This is a genomic window from Streptomyces sp. NPDC014727 (genome assembly GCF_043083485.1).
Taxonomy (GTDB): domain Bacteria; phylum Actinomycetota; class Actinomycetes; order Streptomycetales; family Streptomycetaceae; genus Streptomyces.
On the sequence record NZ_JBIBYR010000052.1, the window covers coordinates 1 to 24,415 of the forward strand.

A 24,415-nucleotide genomic window follows, 5' to 3' on the forward strand; every position below is an offset into this window, starting at 1 on the left:
CGCGGACTCGCCGTCCCAGACACCGCCGAGCAACGAGAGTGGACCATGGAACTGCTCAAATAGGCATGATGTTGACAAATCAGATTCCACAGAATGATCCGGTTGACATAGCCCTCGACCACGCCCGAGTTCCAGGGCAGGGCGAGGCTGCTCCGATGTGTGCTGACGGAGCGACGGGCGGTTCGTCACTCGTCGTCGATGCCCTGCACATCGACGGGCCGAGTCCCGTCGAAGGTTACGAGGATTCCGTAGGGGTCGCCCATACGGAGCCCGCTCTCGGCGAAGCGGATAGCCCAACTCTGATCGGCCCACACCGTTGCCTCGGGAACTCCCAGTGGCGGCTCGGGAAGGTCCAACAGATCCAGCTCCTCGGCCAGGAGCCCGAAATGTTCCTCACGGAGCCGGATGCGGCAGTACTCCACGGCCTGGGCGACGAAGGCGTCGAATCGGCTCACGACATCGTGGGCGAGTCGGAGGGTGGCCGACTGCGGTGGGGCGGGCGGTTCGGTCACCAGACTGACCCAGGCCGGGTCAGCGCCCGCCGGTGCCGGGAAGCAACCGGTCCAGCAGGCCAGCGAGGGAGGGCTCTCCATCCGTCTCAGCGCGAGCCCGGCGATGTGCAGGGTCGCGGGCAACTCCGCGTCGACGCCGGGCTCCCCACTGCCCGAGCCGCTTGGTGGAACTCCGTTCGCGGACATTCGCCCAGCATAGGCCGGAGCCGTGCATGGCCCACGACCGACGACGAACGGCAGCGATCGACGAGCGACGGCAGGAGCGCGGGGTGATCCGCTCGGCCGGTTCTCACCCGATTCAGGGCCCATCGCTCGCGCGGCATTCGCACACCTGTTATTTGAACCCTTGAATATCTGCGAGGCAGGGGTGAGGTTTGGTCCCGATCCACCGCGGATCACTCGGACTTGTGAGGAGCAGGCGTGCGCATCCTTGGCCTCAAGCGGCCCGCGGCCGGTGTCGCGGCCATGTCCGCGGCGCTGCTGATCGGAGTCGTGCCGGGTGCGGCGTCGGCATTGTCAGGCCGGGCCCCCGGCGGAACTGTTGTGCCGCCGCTTCCATCGCTTGGGTAGTCGGCCGCGAAACGGCCACCCGGACAGCTCGGCCGGCACCCTGGTATGCCTTGTCGGCCCAGCAGTTCACATCGGCCTCGGCGAGCGCGTCGATGATCCCGTGAGTCACGTCGTGGGTCGAGCCGAGCAGTGCGGGCGAGGCCCACAGCATGCGTCCGAATGGGTCGGTGAGAACCTGGACGTTCATGCCGTGGCATTTGTGCTTCCCGGAGCAGTAGGGAGTGTCGGCGGCGATCCGGTCGATCGGCAGCAGGGTGCCGTCCAGGATCACAAACGCCTGCATCCGCACGTTCTTCGTCGCCTCGGCCAGAGTCGGGGCGAGGGCGCCGACACCTCGACGGCCTCGTGTATGCAGCGGTACGCGGTCACGACACCGATGGCCGCGTGTTACTGAGCGCCTCACTTGGCCACTCTGAGCGTCACAGTTGCCCGGAGGACAGCGATCGTTCCCACCGCAGAGTGGCCCGGTACGACCCGATGATGTGGTTCAGCCGGAACCTCGAAGACTCTGGGATCGACCCGCATGCGCACGTTGCTGTGCTCGGAGACCGCGGACTCCGAAGTCAGGCCACCAACCGGTCGGCGAGCACGGCCACTTCGCTGAAGTACGTGCGGAACAACCGCTCGTCGCCGTGCGGCACCTGGACCGCCGGCGAGTGGGCGAACCTGAAAGCGAGCCGGTCGGTGCCGTAAAGGACGGAACTCGGATCGCGCACGACACCGAAGAACAATTCGCCTGGCCTGTCCGGTTTCTTGTAGTGCACCAACACCCCGAGCCGGCGCATCGGAACCCGGAACGTGTGCTCGGCGGAGTCCAGGTTGAACAGCTCGAACACCCCCCGGTCCACACGCAGGTGCAGGTTCTCGTAGTCGAACGTGAGCGGATCCACGGGGGAGGAGATATCGCGGTCGGCACACGTGGCCGTCACCCGGCCCGGTTACGAACGCCTGGCTCACCTCCGGAACGGACGGCAGGCCGCCCTCGCAGAGGAGGCGCGCACCCTCACTTGATCGCGCACCGAGAACGCAGGACACACCGCCTGTGGACGTCACAGCATGGCCACTCCCACGACAGCCGCTGCCACGGTGACGACAAGCGCCAGGACGTTGAACGTGAGGTCCAGTTCACAGGAACGGCGTTCGGCCGCGCGGGCCAGGGTGAAGACGGCAGGGTCGCCGGGCGCGTAGTGGATCGTGACGTCCCGGCCGTAGGAGCCGGTCGGTTCCCGCAGCCCTGAAGTGCAGTGGGCGGTGGCGGCCATGCGCTCACGGGTGGTGAACGCCACGACCGGCGTGAAGGTGGTGGCGGTGTGGCCGTCCTCGTCGGTGCTGACGTCCTTGAGCACCGCGATGACGCGCCCCTGGGCAGCGGCCATGGCGGCCAGCGTGTCGCGCCGGCGGTTCACGTCGCGCATGTTCCGAGGCAGGTGACAGGCGATGGAGACGGCCCACGGCCAGGCTCTCAAGTCACCCCAGCTCCAACGGACTTGACGCCATCCGACAGCTCACCCGCGCGTACCGGCCGGGCCGCAGGGGCAAGGCGCCGGGTTGCGCCACACCACCTTGCCCCCTTCGTCTGCCTACAGCGAGGCCGTGCCCCCGGGGCCGGTCACGGTGACCCTGGTCGTGAGGGAGCCGGTGAGGCGGTCGGCGGTGAGCGTCCAGGCCTGTGGGGAGTCGATCCCAAGGGTGGTGCTGGCCTCCTCGACGAGGGCAGGAGGCGTTCGTTGGGCAGGGGCGGGAGCCGGAGCGACCACGTACGAACCGTCGTCTGCGTTGCCTGTGTCCGCTGGATCACATCTCACGCAACGTCCACGCCTCGTCTGAGTCGCGGGCTCAGTCGGCCTCATTCACTATGGGGGCGGGACCCCGCTGGGTGGTCCCGCCCCCGTCTTCAATGGGTCATGCGGCAATGGGACATGCGACCGGACTCAGAAACGGTCCGGGGCACGCTCCGGGAGCGGAGACCCGGGGAGCACGTCGCGCTTCTGGTTCTTCCGTGCCTCCGCGTTCGAGTCAGCCGTTGCCTGGCAGGTCACGTCCCTCGCCGGGAGCTTGCCGGTGAGCAGGTAGCCGGTGACCGTGCCGTCCGTGCACGCGTTGCCGTTCGGGTAGACGCCATGGCCCTCGCCACCGAGGACGGTGACCATTTTCGAGCCCTTCAGGTCGGCATGCAGGGCCTGACCGCTGGGCAGCGGAGTCTGCGAGTCCCACTCGTTCTGGACGACCAGGGAGCCGACCTTGTTGTTCACCTTGGTTGCCGGTTCCACGGACTTGCCCCAGAAAGCGCAGGGCTTGATGCTGGACGCGAAGTCACCGTAGAGCGGGTAACGGCCCTTGTCCTCGATGGCGTCCTGCCGGTAGCTCTCCGGATCGCGGGACCATGCGGCCGAGTTGTCGCCACACACCACGGCCCAGAAGCTCGCCGTCATGTTGTCGGACGGCTCCTCGGCGGCATCGGCAGCCCTTGCAGTCCCGGTCCCCTGGGATCCGGTGAACGCCGCGATCTTCTTCGCGGAGCTGGGCTCGCCGGCCGCGGCCTTCTTCAGCTCCACGACCCCCTCGGTGGCGTACTTTGGACTGAAGACCGCCCCGCGCATACCGCTCCGGATGTCATCACCGGTGGTCGGTTGCCCCTCTACCTCGATGGGCTTCTCGTCGGCCTGCGCGACCAGGCCCCAGAAGGTCCGGTCGACCTGCTTCGGGGTGTGACCGAGCCCGTACTTCTCTGAACGCTCGGCGGCCCACTCGGTCCACCGGTCGAACGCGGGCTCCGCGCCCTCCGCCCACCACTGGATCATCCCTCGCCAGGCGCGCGCCGGATCGACCGCGCTGTCCAGCACGAACCGGTCGGCCCGGCCCGGGAAGAGCTGGGTGTAGACGGCGCCCAGGTAGGTGCCGTACGAGTAACCCATGTACGAGATCTTCTTCTCACCGAGGATCGCCCGGAGCAGATCCATGTCGCGCGCGGTGTTGCGCGTGGTGATGTGCGGGAGCGTGTCGCCCGCTTTCTCCTTGCACTTGTTCGCGACGTCGCGTGCCCAGGCGACGTCCTTGTCGAACGTCTCCTCCTTGTACGGCCGCAGCCAGTTCTCCTCCTCCGGCTCCAGATTGCAGGAAACCGGGCTGCTCTGCCCCACACCGCGCGGGTCGAAGCCGATGAGGTCGTACTTCTGCTGTGCGGCCTCGGGGAGCCTCTCCTGCATCCCCAGCGGCATGTAGAGTCCCTGTCCCCCCGGGCCGCCGGGGTTGGAGAACAGGACACCGCGCCGCTTGTCGGGGGCGGTGCTCTTGATCCGGGATATGGCTAAGTCGATCCGTTTGCCCCCGGGAACCCGGTAGTCCAGTGGAACCTTGATCGTGGCGCACTCGAACTCCGCCGGAGAGGAGGCTTCGCACCGCTTCCACTGCGGCTTCTGTTTCACATACCGGTTCAGCGCGCCCGTGGCGGCGGACGAGGAGGCGGTCGACGGGGTGGCGGCCGGAGCCGCGGTGGCCGTCGAGGTGGCGAGCGCGGGAGCCAGCGTTGCCGTGACACTCACGGCCAACAGGGGAGCGAGACGTCGTCTGCGCACGATATCGATCCTTCCGGTTGCATGTTCGGACAGGAAAGATCTTTCAGGAACAGCCACGCATGCGGATCCTTCGCCGGGCTGCACATCCCCTCCACCCTGGGAATGACACAACAGTCGTGGGTGGTCACTGAGTTGTAGGGGACGGACAGCCCTCAGCGCCGGCTGACGCACCAGTCGCAGGCGAGTAGATCATCATCGGATGGTCGCGACCTGCCCTGGGACCGCTGAGCACCAGCGAGCGTGCCCAACTCTGCCTACTCGGCACCCCCGCCAGTCGTCCACGTAGCCCAGAGGCGTTGTCCGGACAGCTCATGAAGCATGGTCTGCCGACCATCACCGCCCGTGTCCGGGTGCATGGTCAGGGAGCCTCAACAGTGGGCCTGAGCAGCATCTGCGGGACTGAACAGAAGAACTTGACAGACATCCCATGAGCTAGCGTGTCAAACGGCGAGTGCGTGGGGTCGGCAGGGCCAGGAAGTCCGGGAATGGTCAGCCGCCGTGGCTGTGGTCAGCCTGCTGCCGAACGCGATCTTTCGTGGAGGACGCCGACCTCGGCGGAGGTTGACTTGCTGAGCCGCTCCGCTGCCGAGCGGAGCGCGCTCTCCCAAGCTTGGAAGGCGTCAGGATGCTCGTCCGAGATGAAGTCGACGTGGTACTCGTCGCCCACAGCCAGAAGAAACGCGCGTTCGAGACTGGATTGCGCTGCTGTCAGGCCCTGCCAGACCCTGGCTGCCACGTCTCCGGGTGTCCTGGCGCCAGCCGCCAGTTGGCCTGCCAGGTAATGGAGAAGGCAGCGTTCGGCGGTCTCCTCGTCAGGGATGGCAGTGCCGAGCTCGCCCACAGCCTGCCGGAACAGTCCTTGGATCTCGGCGGTGTCCTCGCGTCGGGAACGGCCCGCCAGGTCACGAAGTGCGGGCGAGTCCAAGCCGACGGCCAGCAACTGAGCCGCCTCCATCGGCAGATCTTCGGGCGGGACAAGACCGACGACGTACTGCCACGCAACTGCGAATACCCGATCCATGCTCGGCATTCTGCCGAATCCCTGGGCCCGCGACGAGCTGTTTCAGTGCTGGTGGTGTATGCGGTCTCAGCTGAGTCGGAGTGCCGAGCGGCGAGTGCGTGGGCTCGGTGGGGCCAAGCTGTCGCCTCGTCGTACGGTGTGCCGGTTTTCAGGCAGCCGTGCAGGATGCCGCCGAGCCGGTTGGCGAGTTGGCGCAGGGCGGCGTTGAATTCGATGCTGCGGGCGCGTTGCTGCTCGCAGTAGGTCCTGGCTCCGCCCATCAGCGCCTGCACTCACGGGCCCGGATCAGTCTCGATCCCGATCACGGCTTCGGCCTTGCTGTCCTCGCCGAGCTCCGCACCGATCAACGAGTACAGCCGTTCGCTTCCCGCCACGCACTCCGGCAGCCGAGCTTTGGACAGCCGACGTCCCGCGGCGTCCATCAACTCGCCGTTGTGGTGGTCCTGGGCCCAGTCGTCCTCAACGCACAGCGACTCGTCAACCGAACCTCCACCGACGGCCGCCCTCGGCTCGCCCGTCTTCACTGACACGGCACCCTGTACAAGGGACATGCGCTTCCAGGACGGCGACTGATGATGACACGGGCAGGGGCGCCCACCGGCTTCGGCAAGACGATCCACACGCGTAGGAGCGAGGTCGAGCGGACGTTGAACAGGCTCAAGAACTTCCGGGCCGTGGCCACGAGGTACGACAGGTGGGCCTACGTCTTCCAAAACACCGTCACCGTCGCCGCGATCCGGCTCTGGCTTCGTCCGTGATCCGCCGGACAGAAACTGGCGGTGAGGCGCTCGAAAACCAGTGGAGCAGGGCCGCTGGTTGCCATTACCGTGCTACCGAGCCAAGTTGTCTAGTCAAGGACACGCCGTTGTACACCCTGTGAGACCTCCTGAGCGCTGAATCGTCGCGCGTCGCGCATGTGCGTCGCGCTCCTTTTTGCTGCGGACTTCTCACTGAAACCGATGTACTTCTGTGCTCAAAAACTGGGTGGTCGTGCCCACCTGCCTGCCGCTCGTTCTCCGTCGTTGCCATGCGTGTGCGTCCGGGCGCTTCCGGGCAAGCGGTAAATTTCGCGTCAACGCAAACCACAAGCTCATCGACGCCTGGCTCCTCGCGCTCTGTACCGCTTGCGGGGAAACTGCAAAGCTCACGGTCCTGGAGCGGATGAACGTGCGTTCCGTGCGACCTGAGCTGCTGGACCGGCTGCATGACAACGACCCTGGCCTGACAGCTGAGCTGCTCCAGGATCCGGTCGTGCAGCGCCGCAATCGCATCGCCCTTGACTGGGGCAACGCATGGCGCCTCGACGCCGGCGGATCGGATCACCTGGACCACGAGGTGATCGACGTCTCGGTCCGCTTTGCGGCGCAGATCCCTGTCCGGCCGGTGCGACTGATCGCTGAAGGTTGCGGTCTTTCGCGGGCCGAGGTCGAGAGACTGATCACGGAGGGGAATCTCGTTTCGGCAGTCCGGCTGAGCGGCAAGCTCTCCGGCGACTTCACCTTCACGCTCAAGCGCTGAACCCTCCTCGGGATCAGGGGTCTGTCCGGCAGGATCCGCCGAACAGGCCCTGACTCTGTCCGCGTTCGTCCACCACCATGTAATTGCTACTGGACTTGATCGGGTGTTGTCGGGCATGCAGCTCATCGTGCTCCGTATGCCTTGCGCGATGGTGTGATCGGGTGCCCGGTGATCGGAATCCGGTTGTTGCGAGGCGCCGGGACCGCTGGGGTCAGGCGGGTGAGTGATCTTCGGCCCGTCGTATGGCCACTTACCGGCACGTTCGGTTCGGGTAAGACCACGTTCGCGAACAGCGTTGGCACGAGGCGGTGTCGTCCGTCTGTCAGCGGATGACCAAACGACAGCCCGGCAATGGACGGATCGGCAAGGACCACGCCGGGTACGAACACCTCGCGCTTCAGGCTCCCGTGAGGCAGTGCCTCCTGGTAGCTCGGGGATGCGAAACCAACCGAGACCTGGAGGCCAGGTCTACGCGCCTGCGCCCGCTGACTCCAACTCGTCCGCCCGGTCCTGCGATGGCCTCGCGCACGTGCACGGCAACGCGGCCGATCATCCCGACCGGAAACGGCGGTGACAGCCGCGAACGTGGGCGACCGCGAGGCTGCCGTGGGCCTGCTGGCCCGGCTGCGGAACCTGCACTGGGGGATCACCCTGGTGAAGATGCCTGGTCAGGACAGATTCGTCCGATAGAGGTGGGGCCCCAGCCGCCTCGAAGCAGACGCCGAGTCAGAAAGCGAAATTGCTACGGACAGTTGGGGTCTGGCCGGGGTGGTGATCTGGATCAGGGGAGCGGGCGGGTGGGGCATGCGAGCGTGCGTGCCACGCCCCGCGGGTCGAGATCACAACCCGATACGCACCGCAATGCCGTCAGTTGTACCCTGCCCGCACCGTTGCGGATCCCTCCGCAGGGCCAGGGTGGCAGAGGGCTCAAGCCGCTCCAGCGGGAACGTGAAACGCGGTCAAGCTGGCGAACTGGCCCGTATGGAGGTCGGTCACGGCATGCTGTCGCGTGGCTGGTTGCCTGTCGTGTATGGGCTAGGGTGTCGCGCCGGGCGGAGCCGTAGCGCAGAGGTCGTCGCGCGCGGTCTCCAAAATCGCGAGGACTCCGGTTCGAATCCGGTCGGCTCCGCCCTTCCTGCCCCAGACATAGGCTTGTTGTCCCATTCAGTCAGGGCCCGTCGGCCACTCGGCAGCCTGTGGCGTTTGATGTGCATCGGACCTTGAGGTCAAATCGGTCCCGGGCATCTCCAGCTCATCCCGGAGGGTGGGGGCGAGGACGATGCGGGACGTGCGGTATTGCGTCGTGCTCCACCCGTCCGGGACAAGGGTGCTGCTGGTAGGGGTAAATGAGGGGTTTGGCCTGCAGTCACGTTGGCTCCACGCTGTTCGACAGCCGAGCACTGATCGCCGTGTCGAGCTCTGCCATCGTGTGGCGGAAGGCTGCTTCCAGATCGACGTCATACCGGTGGGCCAGGATGAGCACCGACCACAGACAGCCCGCAAGTTCATGCTCCAGCGCCGCGCGTCCGCCAGGCACGTCACGAGCGCCTTCCTCGGCCATGACCAGCTTGGCCAGATCGCCGACATCGCCTACGAAGCCGAGCATGAATTCCTCTCGTGTCCACACCCGGCCACGTTCTTGCATGTTCAGCTGGTCGTACCGGTCATGTACGCGCATCGCCTGGTGCAGCAGCTCATCAAGGCTCACCACAGGCTCCTCCTGATCTGAGTTGACGCACATGATCCCAGGGCGTCGCGGGACTGGAAATCTTGGGGAGTTTGACTGCAGAGGACAAGGGGCGGACGGTGCTGGAGACGGTTGCGGCGGGTTGTGGTGACACGCGAACACGTCCTGGCCGCAGGGTGCGGCAAGACGGTGAGCGTCACCTGGCGCAATAGCTCCAAAGCGGCTATGACTTTGCGTTTCGTGTTGCTGCGCATCCGTCTTGCCGGACGGCATCCGAAGCCCGCCCCCGACGGTGAAATGGCCTGACCTGGCTGATCGCCCAGTGGCCCGAAGGTGAGGATGAACCGGTCAAGTACTGGATATCCGGCCTGTCCGCCCACATCTCCGGCCGGGACCTGGTCCGCCTCGCGAAGAATCACGGTGGCGCATCGAGCACGACTGCCGGGACTGAAGTCCATCCTGGGACTCGACCACTTCGAAGGACGCCCGTTTACCGGCCGGCGCCGGCACGTCACCCTCGTGACCGCAGCCCACCTGTTCCTGACCGAACAGAGGACCTGCCCAAAAGCCCCCGCCAGGGCCTGATCCTCTCCCAGGCCCTTGACCTCCTCCAACACCTCCTGGCCACCTGGATCGGAACCGGCCGCACCTGCCGACAACCCATCCCAGGACACCGCCTGACAGAGTCCTACCGGTCCTGCTGCAGGGCCTGTTCACGAAGGGCTTGGACGAGCGTCGTAACGTGAGGCCGGTCGCTGCGGTTGATTGCAACGACGCCGATGTGCCGGATCGGCCCCGGCAGCTTGATCGGGACGGTGCGAAGGCCAGGGAGCTCAGGGGAGAGCGCAATAGAGGGGATCAGGGAGATTCCCATGCCTGCGGCGACGAGCGAGCGGGCAAAGAAGTAGTCGGTGGTGGTGCCCCGCACTTCCGGAGCGAAGCCGGCGCGCTCCGCGTAGCGGCGCAGGTATGTCTCGGTCTTCAGGCAGCCGAGCACCCAGGGCTCGGCTGCCAGCTCGGCGAGGTCGAGCACGTCGCTGTCAGCAAGCCGATGCCTCTCCGGCAGGACGACGTGCAGGGGGTCTTCCAGGAGTGGGGTCCACTCCAGGCTGGAGCCGGGGCCCGGCCCAACCGGGAGTGGACCGTCGAAGTGATAGGCGAGCGCGACATCTACGGCGCCCTGGCGGACGAGCGGCAGGGTGTCCTCGGGCTCGCCCTCCCTGACGTGGAGCACGGTGCGGGGATGGGCTGCCATGAGCCGGGTGAGGGCGCCGGGCAGCAGGAGCCGACCGCCGCTGGTGAAGGTGGCGACGGTGAGCCGTACCCGGCCCGTGTTGAGCCGGTCGACCTGCTGTTTGGCGTGTTCGAGCTCGGCGGCGACCGATTCGGCAGCGCCGACCATGATCTGACCGGCCTGGGTGAGGGTGACGCCGCGGGTGCTGCGCGCGACGACCTGGGCGCCGAGGCTGCGCTCCAGGGCGGCTACGTGCTGGGAGATGGCCGAAGGGGTGAGGTGCAGGGCAGCGGCCGCTTGGTTGAAGCTGCCGTGCTCCGCCACCGCCCGCAGGACGCGGAGCCGCTGCACATCGATCAACAGTTTACCTTAATCCCTATTCAGTAAGTGAGCACTTCTGCTGATGACGGTACGTGTCCAGGATGGGGGCATGCAAAGGATCTGCGTCATCGGCGAAACCGGTGCTTTGAAATGCTTTGGAAAGCGCCTGGTGAAGCGCCTGCAGGCGGCGGGCCAGCAGGTCACTGCGGTCAAGTGCGGCTCCACCCAGCCGCCCGCCGGTGTCGAACTCCTGGTCGTGGACCGCAATGCCGAGGCCGTTCTGGCGGCCACCCTCGGCTCCCGCATCTTCGACGTGGATGTCGGACAGGTCCGCTACACCCCCCGTACAGGCTGCTGTCGCCGCCCTCGCCTTCGCCGGCCGCACCCGGCGCTACGCCGTGGCGTCCACAATCGAGGTCCACGCCCCGGCGACCGCTGTTCCACCGGGTACGCCGGTACCGGAGGACATCGTGCACCCGTCCACCTGGCTGGTGGCCGTGGACCTTCCCTGGCACGACGACGTATACCACTGGCTGCCCGGCGCCGTCGCCGAAGCCCTTACCACCGAACCGTCACCAACCGTCTGAGGAGCAGAGCCGGCATGCAGTACCGCACCATCGCAGACACCACTGTCAGTGCAATCGGCCTGGGCGCCATGCCGCTGTCCATCGAGCACCGTCCGGACGAGACGCGGGCCGTTGCCACCATCCACGCCGCCCTCGATGCGGGTGTCACGCTCATCGACACCGCCGACAGCTACCACTGGCACGCCGGCGAGGCCGGCCACAATGAGCTGCTGATCGCGCGCGCCCTGGCCCGTTACGGCGGCGACACCTCCAGCATCCTGGTCGCCACCAAGGGCGGCCGCGGCCGCCCCGGCGACGGCAGCTGGACCGTCACCGCCACCCCTGCCCATCTCAAGCAAGCCGCCGAGGCCTCCGTCAGGCGTCTGGGAGTCGAGGCGATCGGTCTGTACCAGCTGCACAAGCCGGATCCGGCGGTGCCCTGGGCAGAGTCCGTCGGCGCGCTGCGTGAGCTGCTCGACGCCGGCACGATCCGCGCGGCCGGGATCTCCAACGTCACTACCGCCCAGATCCGCGAAGCACATGTGATCGTTGGCGACGGACTCGTCTCCGTGCAAAACCAGTACTCGCCGGCCGTGCGCGAAAGCGAGGCAGAGCTGCAGTTGAGCACACAGCTGGGTCTGGCCTTTCTGCCCTGGAGTCCGCTGGGCGGCATCTCGCGCAGCTCCCTCGACGGCCTCTCCGGTCCCACCTCGGTCGGCACTGCCTTCCACCGCATCGCGGACGACCGCGGCGTCAGCCCGCAGCAGATCGCCCTGGCATGGCTGCTCGCCCGTTCCCCGGCAGTGATCCCGGTACCGGGAGCCAGCCGCCCGGCCTCCATCACCGACTCGGCCAGGGCCACGGACCTCAAGCTGAGCACGGAGGAGCTGATGCAGCTTGAGGACGCTCTGCCGGGTTGAGGTGGGTCACGGGGCGTCGCTCGCCGACCTTGGCCGCCGGCCGGGACCCGGTGTCCTTCTGTATCGGCACGGTCGCCGACCGACCGAGGTCGAGCTGGGTGTCCATCAACCTGCACGGAACGTTCCGTGCAGGTTGATGGTCGACCGGAACAAGGCGGTCAGGCTGCTTCGGTCCTTGTCCGTCAGCCTCGATGGCCACGCCGGTTCGGCGAGAACCTCCTGCACCAGCAGCGTGTTGACGTGGACGAGTGCGGACTGCAGCGGGTGCAGGGCGAGCATCGAGGTTTCGGCTGACTCCTCGTCCGGGTCTGTGGGGACGCCGTCCTGGCTGTAGTGGAGCACGGCGTTCGCGCTGTTCCAGTTCTGGGGCGAGACTGGTGAACTCGCATGTTCAAGTGTCGTGTATGCCTATCCCGGAGGAATGCCATAGTCCGGCGCGAGGGCCGACTCAGCCATGCCTTCGGTCCACTCTTCCCGAGCCTTTTCCCGGGCTTCGAGAAGACCGAGCGTTGACGGCACCAGCCACCTCCACGAGCGACGCCAGCGGACGAACCACGCCGTCTCTCCCGCGCCGGCCGGGGTTCATGCCCACCCGGCCCGAACCAAACAATTACGCTCGAAAAGCGGATGGCGTCTCAGGTGGTGGCGACGGGTGTCTGCATACACCCACGCACTGACCCCCGGCTCCCCAGGAATTTGCCGCACGGGACCGATGCCTGATGTGGCTTACTGCTGTTCGAGTGCTGCCACGACCGTGTGGGCAGTTGCTTCGTCGGCCGCGGTGATATGGAGATCTTCGTTCTCGTTGCCAAGGCCCGCCCCATAGTGTGCGCGTGGTCGGCTTCACCGCAGTGGAAATCGAGGAATGCCACTACGCGGCGGCCTGTTCGGATACGTCGCGGCCATCGGCGCACGGTGAGACGCGTAAAAGAGAGCCCGGTGAGACCACGCGAGGTGCACCACTCAATTTCAAGGCCGAGTAATATGACACCCTAAGTGCTGTCCCGTAAATGATCTACTGCATGCTGGTTGACCAGCGTTGTTTCCCGGTCATCCGGCGAGGGTGAGGTTATGGAGGCGGGCGATGCCGAGCATGGCGTGGTGGACGCCGTCGCCTTTCAGGCGGCAGTCGCGGAGGATATTCCAGGTCTTCATCCGGGCGAAGGCGTGCTCGACGTGGGCGGGGACCTTGCGGTGCGAACGGTTCTGCTGTCCTTTCCAGTCCGGGAGTTCGGTCTGGCCGCGTTCGCGGCGGTGCGGGATAACCAGGCCGGTGCCGCGGTAGCCGCTGTCCGCGATCAACGTGGTCTTGCCGTCGGCGTCCTTCGCGCCGGACAGTTCCCACGCCTGGCAGTCGTTGCGGTTGCCGGGCAGCGGTCGGCCGACGGCGACGACGAGCCGGTTGTCGGCGTCGATGACGACCTGGTGGTTGGTGGAGTTCCGGTAGTCGAGCGCGCCATCATCAGCCTCAAAGGCTTCCGGGCCGTCGGTGAGGTCGACTCGGGGCGCCCTGCTGGTGTTTCCGTCAGCGGGTTTCCCCGAGCCGCCTCCCGGACCCGGCGTGCCCGTCTCCGGGCACCGGGCTCTCCACAAATCCCGTTTCTGGGTGTTCAGTTCCTCATACCGTTGTGCGTTGTGGGCCACGGGGCCGGGATGAGTCTTCCCCGGTATCGGTATCTGGTCCTGCTTACCCTTGCCGGGTTAAACAGTGCCGCTTCCTCCATGGCTGGCCACCAACCACCGCCGTAATAACGTCGGCGGAGCTGCTTCCAGGTGATCCCGGGGTGCTTGCGCCGGATCCATCGTGTCACCCTCATCCACGCGTAGTGGCTGAGGTAACAGAAAGCGACGTTCGAAACTCCGGGACGGAAGTACGCGCACCATCCTCGCAACACCGAGTTCAGCCGATGGAGCAAGGATCCGGACCAGCCGGTAGTTGGGAAATCCCCGGCGCCGTCTCCTGCGCCGATCCTCGGAGGTGCTATCTGGTCCTCCAAGCCCCTGGGCGATGTGCTCGTCCAGGACCGAGAGCGCGATGTCGGCCAGCGGTGGCGACGGGATCCCGCCCCGCGGGGTACCGGTGCGTGTGTCCGTGAAGGCCCCGTCTCGGGACAGGATCCCAGACTTCAAGAACGCCTTCACCAAGGACAGCACCCGATGGTCCCCGATTCGATTCCTCACCCGTTCCATAAGAGCCGGATGCGAGATCTCGTCGAAGCACGCCGTGATGTCGCCCTCCATCACCCACTCATATCCGTGGCTGGCGGGATAACGAGTCTCGTTGATCGCGTAATGAGCTCGGCGGTTCGGGCGGAGCCCATAGGAACACGGGAGGAAATCCGCTTCGAACACCGGCTCCAGCACCAGTTTCAAGGACGCCTGGACCACCCGGTCCGTGACGGTCGGAATACCAAGACGACGAAGCTTGCCATGCGCCTTGGGAATCATCCGCTCACGGACGGGAACGGTCGGAAGCTGCGGTCTCTAACCTCGATCTTTCGTGACAATCCGTCGGTTTCTTCGGCGGGCCGTTTCGGCGTTCGGGCTGTTGGTGGCCAGGCTGATGGCCCGGCTGTCGCGTCGGGTGGGCGCCGGGTTCCACGGCTCCGGTCGGGTTGGTGCTGTTCGCAGGGTTGGGAACGCGCTGGTCAGCCGGGGTTCGGGAGAGCTTCGAGCCGTGCCAGGGCGTCGGTGACCACGTCGGTCCAGGGCCAGTGGCCGGCGAATCTCAGGTGCCGGCGGCGGGCAGTCGTGACTATCTGAGCGGCGGCGGAAGGGAGGCGGAGCCGGAGACGGCGGGGCTCCCACCTGCGGCTTTTGCCTGTCAGGGCGAGCATGGGCATCCAGGCCAGCAGGTCGAGGGCGCTCTGGACGATCTCCAGCCAGCTCTGGTTCTGCGTGGTGTCGTACAGGGGAAGGTTGCGCAGGCCGGTCGCGCGGGCGTTTCGGATGCGGTTCTCGGCGCGGGCCCGCTGGCGGTGGCGCAGTTCGAGTGCGGCGATCGGGGGACCGGTGGTGTTGGAGACCGTCGAGGGCCGGCAGCACCCCGACCGGGACGGCCAGTTCCGCTACATCAACGAGCAGGCCAAGGACCATATCGGCGCCGGGGACCCGGTGATCAGCGTCGATACGAAGAAGAAGGAAGTCGTGGGGCCGTACGGGAACGGCGGCCGCGAATGGCGGCCCGCAGGCGACCCTGTGCAGGTCAGCACCCACGACTTCCCGGACAAGGACCTTGGGAAGGCCGTGCCCTACGGCATCTACGACCTGGCCGCGAACACTGGCTGGGTCAGCGTCGGCACCGACCATGACATCGCCGCCTTCGCCGTCGAATCCATCCGCCGCTGGTGGAAGGGCCGCGGCAAGGAGGACTACCCGCAGGCCGGACGACTGCTGATCACCGCCGATGCGGGCGGTTCCAACGGATACCGGACCCGCGCCTGGAAGGCCGAACTCGCCGCCTTGGCCCTGGAGACCGGCCTGGACATCACTGTGTGTCACTTTCCTCCGGGCACATCGAAATGGAACCGGATCGAGCACCGGCTGTTCTCCCACATCACCATGAACTGGCGCGGCAGGCCCCTGACCAGCCACGAGGTCATCGTGCAGTCCATCGCCGCGACCACCACCCGCACCGGACTGAAAGTCCACGCCGAACTCGATACCACCGCCTATGAGACGGGAATTCGTATCGGCGACGGGCAGATGGAAGCCCTGCCCCTGACCCGCCACGACTGGCACGGCGACTGGAACTACACACTCCGCCCCGAGGCGTACGCCCAGGTCAACGACGCCCCTGACCCCTTCGACCGGCCGAGCCCCGACCTCGCCTGGCTGTGCCACCCGGCCGTGACCGGGCTGCCGTCCGCCCAGTGGGACACCCTCATCACTACGCTGACCGCCTTCCTCGAGGCTCAGCGTGAAACGCACCTGGACAAACGACGCGGCCACCGCCCACGCGCCAAGGGCGACGGGAGCACCGGGCGCCGCCCGATCCTCACCCTCGCCGACCGGCTCCTGGCCACCGTCCTCCATTACCGGCACGGCCTGCCCCAGGTCGCCATCGCCACCCTGTTCAGCGTCTGCCCCGAGACAATCAACCAGCGTTTGAGGGACATCCGGGAACTGCTGGCAACCGCAGGCCACGCTCTCCACCCCGCCGAACGCCAACTCGCCACCCTGAATGACCTGTTCGACCTGGCGCGCGAGGCAGGCGTCACCATCACCCCAGAGATCAAGACCGCGAGTTATTGATCTGCAAGCCGTAACTACACGGCGTTGAGGCTAGTACTACAGGAACACATCTGCTTGCGACCTGCGGCGATGCGCAAGGCCGCCGCCTCCTGGCCGTCTCTACGAGGTGGCCCCTTCCCGTGTGGCCAGGCCCCCGTGGTGCTGGATCTGTGCCCGGGGGCGGGCACAGCCGCTGGGGGGTGCTGGACTCCCGCTCTGCGGCTACCGCTAGAGTGCGATGCTTGTTCGATTCGCCGCGAGGCGGAGGGGGAGGGGCTGTGAGCGCACGACTGAGGGACACCGCTGGGGAGTTGGCGGAGATCTTGTGGCGGGAATATACCGTGTACCGGGAGCGGGCTGGCGGTGTGGTCATCCGAGGTGAGCACGTACGGCGGTGGATCAGCCTCGCCCCGGCGGGCGGCCGGGACGAGGTTCTCGTACGCGCGGGGCGCATCCTGGGCGGCGGCACCACCGCTCCGGCGCGTTCGGAGGCCGTGGTGCCCCTCTCCGCCGGTACAGGCGTGCTCGCCGCGACCTGCCGGCGCCTGCTCGCCGAGGCGGCGGCTGATCCGGTGCTGGTCGAGCGGGGGCGGGCAGCGCCCGGGCGGTCCAATCACTCCGGGAAGGTCGCGCGGCCCAAAAGCAGGGGGAAACACACCAGTTTCGGTTCATGGGTGGTCCTCGCCTGCGTCGCCAGTGTGATCGCCCTGTACATCTACAGCAGCGCGATGCACAGATACTGAGGTTTTCAGGGTGGGGTCGGTGTTGTGGGTGTCAGTCCGGTCCCTGCCAGGCATCCGTCGGTGAGTTGGTGCTGGAGTGGGATGTGTCTGAGGCCTCGGCGGAGTGTTCGGGTGAGGTGGTCCGGGTCCTCGAAGGGGGTGTTGGCCGTCGGGCCGCGTCGAAGAAGTGACCAGATGTTCTCGTCGGGGTTGAGGTCCGGAGCGTACGAGGGCAGTTGGAAGACGGTGAGCCGGTCGTGTTCGGCCGCGTACTTCTTCATGCTGGCTGTGCGATGGGTGTTGAGAAGCCGTATCCCAACCGAACGTGATCGTTTGATTTCTGCTGGTCAGGCATAGTTTCGCTCAGAGTGAGGGAGGGGTTCGGCGTCTTGTTTCCTCTTCATGGTCGAGAGGTGTGCGGTGGCGTCGGTGCTGGGAATTCTGGAGGAGCGGGAGTCGGCTGCCCGCGTGCGGGTGGAGGGTCTGCGGGAGGAAGCCGCCCGGTTGGCTGAGGTGCTGGAGGCCGCCGAGATCGAGTTGGACCGGCGGGTGATCGCGCGGGAGGAGCTGGTCGAGGCCCTGGCCGCCTCCGCGGCCGAGTCGACCGCCGTGACCGAGACCCAGACGGAGCCGGAGCCGGAGACCCCACCGTCGACCGTGCCGATGCCGGGCTCGACGGTGCCGCCCTGGCGGGCAGGGCTGCCGGTGACGGTGCTTGCGCCGGACTACCAGCGGATCTGGACGAGCGGCAAGAAGCGGGGCAAGGGCCGCTGAAGGCCAAGGAGATCTCGGTGGCACTGGGCCTTGAGACGACGCCAACGAAGGTTGAGGGGGTGCGCTCGAAGGCGAAACGCCTGGCCGAGCGGGGGTGGTTGTTCCAGGAGGCGTCGGGCGCGTTCAGTGCCGGCCGCAGGCTCGTGGCCGCGCCAGGCGGCGGCCCATCCGCGTGATCATCGACCACTGGATCACCGCCTCGCTGGTGGCGGTCAGGGCCTCGTAGTCCCGGCACAGACGCCGCGAATGCATCAACCAGCTCAGGGTGCGCTCGACTACCCACCGCCTCGGCAGCACCACGAACCCCTCCATATCGTCGGTGCGCTTCACGATCTCCAGGGCCAGGGCGAGTTCCTGACGGCACCAGTCGATGAGTGAGCCGGTGTAGCCGCCGTCGGCCCAGACCAGGCAGATGTCCCGATGCAGGGCCCGCATCCGGGTCAGCAGGCCGACGGCCGCCTCGCGGTCCCCGATGTTCGCGGCGGTCACGGCCACGACCAGCAGCAGGCCCAGGCAGTCGGTCACGATGTGCCGCTTCCGCCCGTTGATCAGCTTTCCGCCGTCGAAGCCGCGTGAGGCGGCGGGAACGTTCGCTGCGGCTTCACCGACTGCGCGTCGATGATCCCCGCCGTCGGCTCTGCCTCGCGCCCTTCGCGCTCCCGCACCCGGCCGCGCAGCCGATCGTGGAACTCCGCGACCAGCCCGTTCTCGCGCCAGCGGCGGAAGAAGGCATAGACCCGGGCCCAGTGGGGGAAATCCGCGGGCATCGCCCGCCAGGAGATCCCGCCCGCGACCAGGTAGCGGATCGCGTCCAGCATCTGACGGTGGCAGTAGCCCTCAGGCTGCCCGCCCCGGCCCTCCAGCCAGGACGGCGTGGGCAGCAAGGGCCGCACCGCCGCCCATTCCGCGTCCGTCATGTCCGACGGATACCGGCGCTGCCGGTCGGGATGATCGGCAGCGTTGCCGTACACGTGCGCGAGGCAGTCGCACGACACGACGGGCGAGTTGAAGTCGACAGGCGCAACCGCGTACACATGTGACAACAGGGCCTCCTGGTACCGCTCGGTCAGATTCGCATCCCCGAGCTACCGAGAGGCCCTGCCCTCATGCGTGCACGGCCGGGAGATCACCCCATCAGGAACCCTGTTCGACTCACACGTTCCATGATCGGTTGAGATACAGCTACTGAGGTTGTCCCAGACCACCACGATCGGGCCGCCCAGCTGGATGTGCGCGCGGACCAGCAGGTCGCGGTAGTCGGTCCAGGCGAAACTTTTGCGGGTTCCTTTGAACGGCAGGTGGAATCGGGGCCGGTAGATCAGGCCGCTCTTCTCGCCCGGCTTGCAGCAGCACAGCGACGGAGATCCGGGCGCGGGATCTGCCGCGGCCCCTGACGAGAGGAGTGTGGCCACGGCGGCCCCAGGTGCGTGCACGGGGCGGCGTCATCGCAAACCGGCCTCGTCCTCGAAGACGATCCAGGCGCCGAGCGCCGCCGCGGTGCTTCTACCCGCGGCCACACCTCCAGCACCGCGAACTGGGCATCCGAGACCCTCGGCACCTTCGCCGGCCCGGCGGAACGCAGGGCCTCCAGGCCACCCTCCCGCCAGGCCCGACGCCGGCGTTCCACCGAACGCTCGCTCACCCGCAACTCTTTCGCGATCACCGCGGTCTTCGCACCCGCCCCGAACCGCCCGCCGGCCCCCAGCCGCACCGTCCACGAAACGCCCGCCGCTCAGCAGCCAGGCCCCCACCCTCCGCATACCGCATCCCACCGGCATGCCGCAGGCATCACTAAATGTCACCACCCGACGACCATGCGAAAATCTCAGTAGATGCCGACGCCGTCCCAGGCACCGGGGGAGCCGTCCCAGTGATGACTGGTGCAGATCAGGTCCGGGTCGAGGCTCGCGACGTGGGCGGCGATCGCGTCCCAGCCCTGGTGGTCCACCTCGGCGGGTACCTCGTCCAGGGCGCACAGGCGGGCGGTGTGGGTGGGCAGGTCGCGGTAGCCGGCGGCGAGTGCGGCCAGCATCGGGGCGAGGACGATCAAGCGGCTTTCGCCCTGGGAGACGGTGACATCGCGGGCATCCCATCTCTCCTGACTTCCGTCGGCCTGCGTGATCATGTATCTGATGGTGATCCAGGTGCGGATGTCGGTCGTTTCGGCCAGCAGGCCGCTCGTTCCTTGTGGCGGGGGCCTTCGTCGGTGAGGTCCGGCTCGCCCATCCGCAGTAGGGCCAGCAGTGCCTGACCGATGCGCTGCCGCTGTTCGGGGGGTGCGGTCGGTGTCCGCCACCTCGCAGGTCAGCCTGTGGATGCTGGCGACGGCGGGGGAGAGGCTCTTGCGGACACTGACGTCGATCCGGGCGCCGACGCCGGAGGACGCGGGGGCGAGCGATATCTGTGCGTAGATATCGCGAACCCAGTCCTGGAGTTCTACCCATGCGGTGCTGATGGCGGCCGGGATCCGGCCCTGGAAAAAGCGCTGCAGGGTCTGCGCATCGGCTGCGTTGTAAGCGGTCAGTGCCTGGTCGCGGCGGGCTGCGGCTTCTGCGGCTGCCGCAGGTGGAGCGGAGCGCCGCCCGGCGAAGGCGAGCCGATGAGCCGGCATCGGCTCGGGCGCGGGCCCGTATGCCAGGCTCCGGCCGTCATCCGGTTCTTCGCGAAAGTGCAGACGCAGGGCGTCCGCGTACTCGTCCAGGCCACGCGCGGGCTCGGGCACGCAGCCAGCACAGGTCTCGAGTTCGTCCAGCCAGTCGTCCTCCGGGCTGAAGCTGTCGTCTCGCCAGCCCACCGCGTTGCTTGGCTTGGGCGCGGCGAGCCGTTCACGGACGAGTGCCAGGGCCGGTTCTGCCGCAGAGCGGGAATCCTTCAGCCGCCGGACGGGCTCGGTATGGGCACGCGCGCAATCCGAGTCATTCCTTACGGCTTCGGCGTGGGCCGTTCGGTGGGCAGCCAGTTGCGCGACTGCCTGTTCGATGTCGAGCTCGCTTCGCTGTATGCATGCCTCCAGCGCTGCCTCGCCGTCGGCAGCCCGCCGATAACTCTCCCCGGCCGGGCGCGGTCATCCTGGGCAGCCTGTGCCGCGGCCTGCAGTCGGCGACTTCGTTGGGGATCCAAGCCATCTGTTCAGCTGCTCTTCCCAGCACCTCGTGCCGTCGGCCGACGGCGTGGGCTGACCGGGGAAGGTCTCTTCGGCGCTGTCGCCCCGAGCTGCGGCACGTGGTCCCACCGCAGACCGGCATGCTCACCGTTCCCTGGTCTGCGGTTCCAGCGGCCCGGCCGTGATGGCCTGCCGGAGGTGGCTTCCTCGGCATCGCGACCGTGAGCTTCTCTCCCGCATTACCGGGGCCGGCCGCCGCGTCCACTACCCGGTTACGGTACGAAGTCCGGTGTGAAAGAACAGACTCAGCCCGCGACCGTTCGCGTGTTCATCGCCCTCGCCCCGCCCGACTACGCGAAGGAAGAACTGGCCCGGGAGCTGCGCCCCGCCTATGACACACACCCTCACATGCGGTGGAACCGCATCGAGGACTGGCACATCACCCTGGCATTCCTCGGGGAGCTGCCGGCCGAGACAGTTCCGCTCCTGCGCCCGCCCCTCGCCGAACTCGCAGCGGACCACCAACCACTTTGTCTGGCACTGCGGGGCAGCGGGAACTTCGACGACCGGGTGCTGTGGAGCGGAATCGACGGAGACCTCGATGAGCTGCACATTCTTGCCGCCGATGTGCGTACCACCGTCAAGGGCTGCGGTGTCGCCTTCGAGGATCGGCCCCTGCGCCCACATCTGACGTTGGCCCGTGCACGCCGGGGAGATCGTTCCTCGGCAGGAGAAATCGCCGAAGGCTTCGCCGGATTCACCGGCCGCCGATGGCTTGCCGAACGTCTGCACCTGGTCGGCAGCAACGTCGGCCGTAGCCGTGGACCGATCCACTACCGCGACATCGAGGCCTGGAGCCTCGGCAACGGGAACTGTACTGGACCTTGAACGAACCAACCAGGGCCGGCCACAGGCGGTGCTCGCCGTGGCGGGCGATGCTGCGCGCCCGCCACGGCCATGGCGAGCAGGACCGTGGCTGGGGCCAGCGGTAGGTTCCGTCCGAGCCGGCCCGCCGTCGGCAGCAGTACCGTGGCGAACCGCGCATCCGCGTCTGCGGTTACCTGACTGGCGCCCGTCCCGCATGGGTGACCGGCGCGTCACCGCTGACCCCGACACCGTGCTCGACGACCACCCACTGGATCGAATGGCGTGGAGGCCGCGCCCGCGAGTGGAAGACGGGCATGCCTGAAGGCGGTGGTCGTTGTTGCTCTCTGGTGAAGGGCGATTCCGGCGTGTAGTTTCAGTGTCAGATGTCGTGGTTCGCAGTCCCTGCCCGCGCCCTGGCGTGGGCGTTTTGCTGTGCAGTGCTGGACCAGGGCGATCACCTCCGGGTTCGCGCGGCGCGGATCCGACAACGACTGGAAGGCATGACCATGGCCAGCGGAACCGTGAAGTGGTTCAACTCCGAAAAGGGCTTCGGCTTCATCGCGCAGGACGGCGGCGGACCGGACGTCTTCGCGCACTACTCCAACATCAACGCCTCCGGCTTCCGCGAGCTCCAGGAAGGCCAGGCAGTGACCTTCGACATCACGCAGGGCCAGAAGGGCCCGCAGGCGGAGAACATCACGGTCGCCTGAGCCGAGCCCCACCCCTGTGACTCCCGGGCCGCGCGTCCCGGGAGTCACAGGCGCCCGTCGACCGCCCACTTCGGCCGACTCGCCAAGGCCCGGCCGGATCGTTGTTCGGCGCATGGGTCGGAGTGATCTGGCAGATGCGGAGTGGGAGCGGCTTCAGCCGTTCCTGCCGGTCGGAAGGCCGTTGTGGCCGGTGGCCCGCTGGGCGGTGGCGGTGGTGCGGCCGCAGATGTGGGTGGTGGATGACACCGGGTTCCCGAAGGACGGAACGTCGAAGCGAAGAAGACCGAAGAGCGCGCCTGGCTCGATGAGGTGTCGGCCGTCGTACCGCAGCAGTCCCCGCGGGACCTGGACACCGCCTACCGGAACTTCTTCGACGGTCTCAGGACAAGCGCCCGCGCATGGGAGCGCCACGCTTCAAGTCCCGCAAGGACAACCGTCAGATCGTACGGTTCACCACGAATGCCCGGTGGAAGATCAACCCCCGGTGACGATCTGACCCTGCCGAAGATCAAGGCGGGGCCTGCAGGACCGTCCCCGACCGGGACATCAACGCGGCGGTCAACGTCGCCAGGGCCGCCGGATCGGCGGTGTCAGCCTGTGGCGCGCGGGTAAGACCGGGACTTGTCCCGGCGCAGCGCGATGAAGCAGGAACCCACCGGGTTAGTTCCTGCGCGCAGCCGCACGGCGTGCACTGCCGCGTCCCTGGGTTCTCCGCGGCGTTCAAGGCGTGCTCCACACCGAGCAGCGGAGCGCCCTGCCGCGTCTCCTCGCAGTCCGGCAGCTTGGTCGGGTAGCCGGGACGCATTGCTGCGTCCCGGCCCCCTCGGCGGGCCCCCTGTGGCTGCCCACCGAGGTCCGCGTCGACAGCGCCGAACTGATGGAAGCCCTGTCCCGCGCCGTCGAACAACACCGCCGTCGTCGATGCCGGCCGGTTCGCTCCGCGGGCGACGGTGGGCCGACCATCGCCGCCCCTTCGAGGCGACCGCGTCGAGACGAGGCTGGAAGGCATCCACCTCAGGAATCAGCCGAGCAGGGCGGTTGCTTCGACCTCGACGAGCACATCCGGCTCGAAGAGGTATTCGACACCGATGAGGGAGGCCGGCGGCATGGGAAGCCGGAGCCCGATCTCGTCGGCGACGGCCTTCACACCGGCCATGAAGTCGCCGATCTTTTCCGGGCTCCACCGGGTCACGTAGAACGTCAGGCGCAGAACGTCCGCCAATGACGCGCCCGCGCCCGCCAGCCCGACGGAGGTGTTGCGCAGCGCCTGGGCGACCTGCCCGGCCAGATCGCCGGGCGCGACCGGAGTCCCGTCGGCCCGGCGCGCCACTTGCCCGCTGACGTGGACATGCTTCGTCCCGGTGCCCACGGCCACATGGTGGTAGGGGGTCGGCTGCAGCATGCCTTCCGGTGTGAAGTGCTGAACAGTCATGGCCGTTTCTCCTTTGAACTAGGTATCCGTAAGCTACCTAGTGGAAGAAGGACACTTCAACGAGACCAGGTTTCGCCATGGATACCGACGACGAACTCCGCATCGACCCCCCACACCGCGAACTGCTCGACCAGATCCTCGACAAGTGGTCGCTCAGCGTCCTCAATGAGCTCTGCGAACGCCCGTGCCGCTTCAACGAACTGCGCCGGGCCGTCCCCCAGGTCACGCAGAAGTCACTGACTGCGACACTTCGACGACTCGAACGAAACGGCGTGATCGAGCGCGAGGTCGTCTCCACCCGCCCGGTGGCGGTCAGGTATCGGATCACACCACTCGGCAAGACCCTTCGGCCTCCCATCGACGTGCTGCTGGCGTGGGCCGCGGAGAACATGCCCGCCATTGTGTGTGCACGCGAAGCCTTCGACACGCGGGAAGAAGAAACAGCACAGGTTGTGCCACAGGTGGCACCTGTGGCACAACCTGTGCGAAGCCGCTCTGAGCGAGGTGAAGGCACACAGCACCTGCTGGGCCGCCGTGCTGGACGCGCCCCTCTGTGACGGGCCCCGCGCGCAGACGACCCTGGAACGCTGGCACCAGGTCCACGGCCTGCTCGAGAAGGGCGTGGGCCTGCTGGAGTGCGCCCGCCGCCT

Annotated in this window: 21 protein-coding genes, 1 tRNA gene and 12 pseudogenes; 13 read left to right on the plus strand and 21 right to left on the minus strand. The window is 67.3% G+C overall.

Going from position 1 to position 24,415, the window contains the following annotated elements; genetic code table 11:
- Positions 1-185 precede the first annotated feature (185 nt).
- The 8 genes and pseudogenes from ACF1B9_RS36940 to ACF1B9_RS36975 all read right to left on the minus strand — a co-directional run bounded on the left by ACF1B9_RS36940 (position 186) and on the right by ACF1B9_RS36975 (position 6,208).
- A complete protein-coding gene (locus ACF1B9_RS36940) occupies positions 186-698 on the minus strand; it encodes a hypothetical protein (RefSeq protein ID WP_391746839.1) in 513 nt (170 codons plus the stop codon).
- A 384-nt stretch (positions 699-1,082) separates the two neighbouring features.
- Positions 1,083-1,460: pseudogene (locus ACF1B9_RS36945) on the minus strand (transposase family protein); the annotation flags it as partial.
- A gap of 185 nt (positions 1,461-1,645) precedes the next feature.
- The gene (locus tag ACF1B9_RS36950) at positions 1,646-1,972 is read right to left on the minus strand and encodes a hypothetical protein (RefSeq protein WP_391746840.1); all 327 of its coding nucleotides are present in this window, start codon (positions 1,970-1,972) and stop codon (positions 1,646-1,648) included.
- 159 nt (positions 1,973-2,131) lie between these two features.
- Positions 2,132-2,548 carry a DUF3592 domain-containing protein gene (locus tag ACF1B9_RS36955; protein WP_391746841.1) on the minus strand — a complete coding sequence of 139 codons (417 nt, stop codon included), beginning with the start codon at positions 2,546-2,548 and terminating at the stop codon, positions 2,132-2,134.
- 114 nt (positions 2,549-2,662) lie between these two features.
- Positions 2,663-2,839, minus strand: a complete 177-nt coding sequence (locus ACF1B9_RS36960; protein WP_391746842.1) for a hypothetical protein — start codon at positions 2,837-2,839, stop codon at positions 2,663-2,665.
- 174 nt (positions 2,840-3,013) lie between these two features.
- Positions 3,014-4,657, minus strand: a complete 1,644-nt coding sequence (locus ACF1B9_RS36965; RefSeq protein WP_391746843.1) for an alpha/beta hydrolase — start codon at positions 4,655-4,657, stop codon at positions 3,014-3,016.
- A 508-nt stretch (positions 4,658-5,165) separates the two neighbouring features.
- A complete protein-coding gene (locus ACF1B9_RS36970) occupies positions 5,166-5,678 on the minus strand; it encodes a hypothetical protein (RefSeq protein WP_391746844.1) in 513 nt (170 codons plus the stop codon).
- 272 nt (positions 5,679-5,950) lie between these two features.
- On the minus strand, positions 5,951-6,208 hold the full coding sequence (locus tag ACF1B9_RS36975; protein ID WP_391746845.1) for a hypothetical protein: 258 nt from the start codon (positions 6,206-6,208) through the stop codon (positions 5,951-5,953).
- A 93-nt stretch (positions 6,209-6,301) separates the two neighbouring features.
- On the opposite strand from ACF1B9_RS36975, the pseudogene ACF1B9_RS36980 reads away from it, so the two are divergent.
- The 3 genes and pseudogenes from ACF1B9_RS36980 to ACF1B9_RS36990 all read left to right on the plus strand — a co-directional run.
- Positions 6,302-6,436: pseudogene (locus tag ACF1B9_RS36980) on the plus strand (IS5/IS1182 family transposase); the annotation flags it as partial.
- A 211-nt stretch (positions 6,437-6,647) separates the two neighbouring features.
- Complete coding sequence (locus ACF1B9_RS36985; protein WP_391746846.1) at positions 6,648-7,196, plus strand: DUF1062 domain-containing protein; 549 nt, start codon at positions 6,648-6,650, stop codon at positions 7,194-7,196.
- Between the two features lie 1,054 nt (positions 7,197-8,250).
- Positions 8,251-8,325 (plus strand) — tRNA-Trp (locus tag ACF1B9_RS36990).
- Between the two features lie 237 nt (positions 8,326-8,562).
- On the opposite strand, the gene ACF1B9_RS36995 is transcribed toward ACF1B9_RS36990, so the two are convergent.
- Together ACF1B9_RS36995 and ACF1B9_RS37000 are read right to left on the minus strand one after the other, a co-directional pair.
- Positions 8,563-8,904, minus strand: a complete 342-nt coding sequence (locus ACF1B9_RS36995; protein WP_391746847.1) for a nucleotide pyrophosphohydrolase — start codon at positions 8,902-8,904, stop codon at positions 8,563-8,565.
- A gap of 667 nt (positions 8,905-9,571) precedes the next feature.
- Positions 9,572-10,477 (minus strand): LysR family transcriptional regulator, encoded by a 906-nt coding sequence (locus ACF1B9_RS37000; protein WP_391746848.1) that lies wholly within the window; start codon positions 10,475-10,477, stop codon positions 9,572-9,574.
- 278 nt (positions 10,478-10,755) lie between these two features.
- On the opposite strand from ACF1B9_RS37000, the gene ACF1B9_RS37005 reads away from it, so the two are divergent.
- The gene (locus ACF1B9_RS37005) at positions 10,756-11,025 is read left to right on the plus strand and encodes a hypothetical protein (protein WP_391746849.1); all 270 of its coding nucleotides are present in this window, start codon (positions 10,756-10,758) and stop codon (positions 11,023-11,025) included.
- 14 nt (positions 11,026-11,039) lie between these two features.
- Positions 11,040-11,924, plus strand: a complete 885-nt coding sequence (locus ACF1B9_RS37010) for an aldo/keto reductase (protein WP_391746850.1) — start codon at positions 11,040-11,042, stop codon at positions 11,922-11,924.
- Between the two features lie 105 nt (positions 11,925-12,029).
- On the opposite strand, the gene ACF1B9_RS37015 is transcribed toward ACF1B9_RS37010, so the two are convergent.
- From ACF1B9_RS37015 to ACF1B9_RS37035, 5 genes and pseudogenes are all read right to left on the minus strand, one after another.
- Positions 12,030-12,266, minus strand: a complete 237-nt coding sequence (locus tag ACF1B9_RS37015; protein ID WP_391746851.1) for a Tn3 family transposase — start codon at positions 12,264-12,266, stop codon at positions 12,030-12,032.
- A gap of 708 nt (positions 12,267-12,974) precedes the next feature.
- Positions 12,975-13,373 (minus strand): annotated as a pseudogene (locus ACF1B9_RS37020) (transposase family protein); the annotation flags it as partial.
- Between the two features lie 161 nt (positions 13,374-13,534).
- Positions 13,535-13,819, minus strand: a complete 285-nt coding sequence (locus ACF1B9_RS37025; protein ID WP_391746852.1) for a group II intron maturase-specific domain-containing protein — start codon at positions 13,817-13,819, stop codon at positions 13,535-13,537.
- 166 nt (positions 13,820-13,985) lie between these two features.
- A pseudogene (locus tag ACF1B9_RS37030) lies at positions 13,986-14,372 on the minus strand (reverse transcriptase domain-containing protein); the annotation flags it as partial.
- Between the two features lie 200 nt (positions 14,373-14,572).
- Positions 14,573-14,947 (minus strand): annotated as a pseudogene (locus ACF1B9_RS37035) (transposase); the annotation flags it as partial.
- On the opposite strand from ACF1B9_RS37035, the pseudogene ACF1B9_RS37040 reads away from it, so the two are divergent.
- Positions 14,946-16,178 (plus strand): annotated as a pseudogene (locus tag ACF1B9_RS37040) (ISAzo13 family transposase); the annotation flags it as partial. The pseudogenes ACF1B9_RS37035 and ACF1B9_RS37040 sit on opposite strands and share 2 nt — an antisense overlap.
- A 257-nt stretch (positions 16,179-16,435) precedes the next feature.
- The gene (locus ACF1B9_RS37045; RefSeq protein WP_391746853.1) at positions 16,436-16,900 is read left to right on the plus strand and encodes a hypothetical protein; all 465 of its coding nucleotides are present in this window, start codon (positions 16,436-16,438) and stop codon (positions 16,898-16,900) included.
- A 5-nt stretch (positions 16,901-16,905) separates the two neighbouring features.
- Here ACF1B9_RS37045 and ACF1B9_RS37050 read toward each other — a convergent pair whose 3' ends face one another.
- On the minus strand, positions 16,906-17,217 hold the full coding sequence (locus ACF1B9_RS37050) for a transposase (protein ID WP_391746858.1): 312 nt from the start codon (positions 17,215-17,217) through the stop codon (positions 16,906-16,908).
- A gap of 91 nt (positions 17,218-17,308) precedes the next feature.
- On the opposite strand from ACF1B9_RS37050, the gene ACF1B9_RS37055 reads away from it, so the two are divergent.
- The gene (locus ACF1B9_RS37055; protein ID WP_391746854.1) at positions 17,309-17,653 is read left to right on the plus strand and encodes a hypothetical protein; all 345 of its coding nucleotides are present in this window, start codon (positions 17,309-17,311) and stop codon (positions 17,651-17,653) included.
- Positions 17,654-17,776: 123 nt separating this feature from the next.
- Here the strand turns inward: ACF1B9_RS37055 and ACF1B9_RS37060 are convergent.
- From ACF1B9_RS37060 to ACF1B9_RS37075, 4 genes and pseudogenes are all read right to left on the minus strand, one after another.
- A pseudogene (locus ACF1B9_RS37060) lies at positions 17,777-18,570 on the minus strand (IS5 family transposase).
- Between the two features lie 267 nt (positions 18,571-18,837).
- A pseudogene (locus ACF1B9_RS37065) lies at positions 18,838-19,099 on the minus strand (DDE endonuclease); the annotation flags it as partial.
- A 178-nt stretch (positions 19,100-19,277) separates the two neighbouring features.
- Positions 19,278-19,364, minus strand: a pseudogene (locus tag ACF1B9_RS37070) (hypothetical protein); the annotation flags it as partial.
- Positions 19,365-19,478: 114 nt separating this feature from the next.
- The gene (locus tag ACF1B9_RS37075; protein WP_391746855.1) at positions 19,479-20,375 is read right to left on the minus strand and encodes an SbcC/MukB-like Walker B domain-containing protein; all 897 of its coding nucleotides are present in this window, start codon (positions 20,373-20,375) and stop codon (positions 19,479-19,481) included.
- Positions 20,376-21,047: 672 nt separating this feature from the next.
- Here ACF1B9_RS37075 and thpR point away from each other — a divergent pair.
- The 3 genes and pseudogenes from thpR to ACF1B9_RS37090 all read left to right on the plus strand — a co-directional run.
- Entirely contained in the window at positions 21,048-21,644 is a 597-nt protein-coding gene (gene thpR, locus ACF1B9_RS37080) for an RNA 2',3'-cyclic phosphodiesterase (protein WP_391746856.1), read from the plus strand.
- Positions 21,645-22,129: 485 nt separating this feature from the next.
- Complete coding sequence (locus ACF1B9_RS37085; protein ID WP_351083897.1) at positions 22,130-22,333, plus strand: cold-shock protein; 204 nt, start codon at positions 22,130-22,132, stop codon at positions 22,331-22,333.
- Between the two features lie 309 nt (positions 22,334-22,642).
- Positions 22,643-22,843: pseudogene (locus ACF1B9_RS37090) on the plus strand (RNA-guided endonuclease TnpB family protein); the annotation flags it as partial.
- Positions 22,844-23,354: 511 nt separating this feature from the next.
- On the opposite strand, the gene ACF1B9_RS37095 reads toward ACF1B9_RS37090, so the two are convergent.
- A complete protein-coding gene (locus tag ACF1B9_RS37095; RefSeq protein ID WP_391746857.1) occupies positions 23,355-23,765 on the minus strand; it encodes a RidA family protein in 411 nt (136 codons plus the stop codon).
- Between the two features lie 77 nt (positions 23,766-23,842).
- Here ACF1B9_RS37095 and ACF1B9_RS37100 point away from each other — a divergent pair.
- Both ACF1B9_RS37100 and ACF1B9_RS37105 read left to right on the plus strand, forming a co-directional pair.
- A pseudogene (locus ACF1B9_RS37100) lies at positions 23,843-24,202 on the plus strand (winged helix-turn-helix transcriptional regulator); the annotation flags it as partial.
- A gap of 9 nt (positions 24,203-24,211) precedes the next feature.
- Positions 24,212-24,415, plus strand: a pseudogene (locus tag ACF1B9_RS37105) (ISL3 family transposase); the annotation flags it as partial.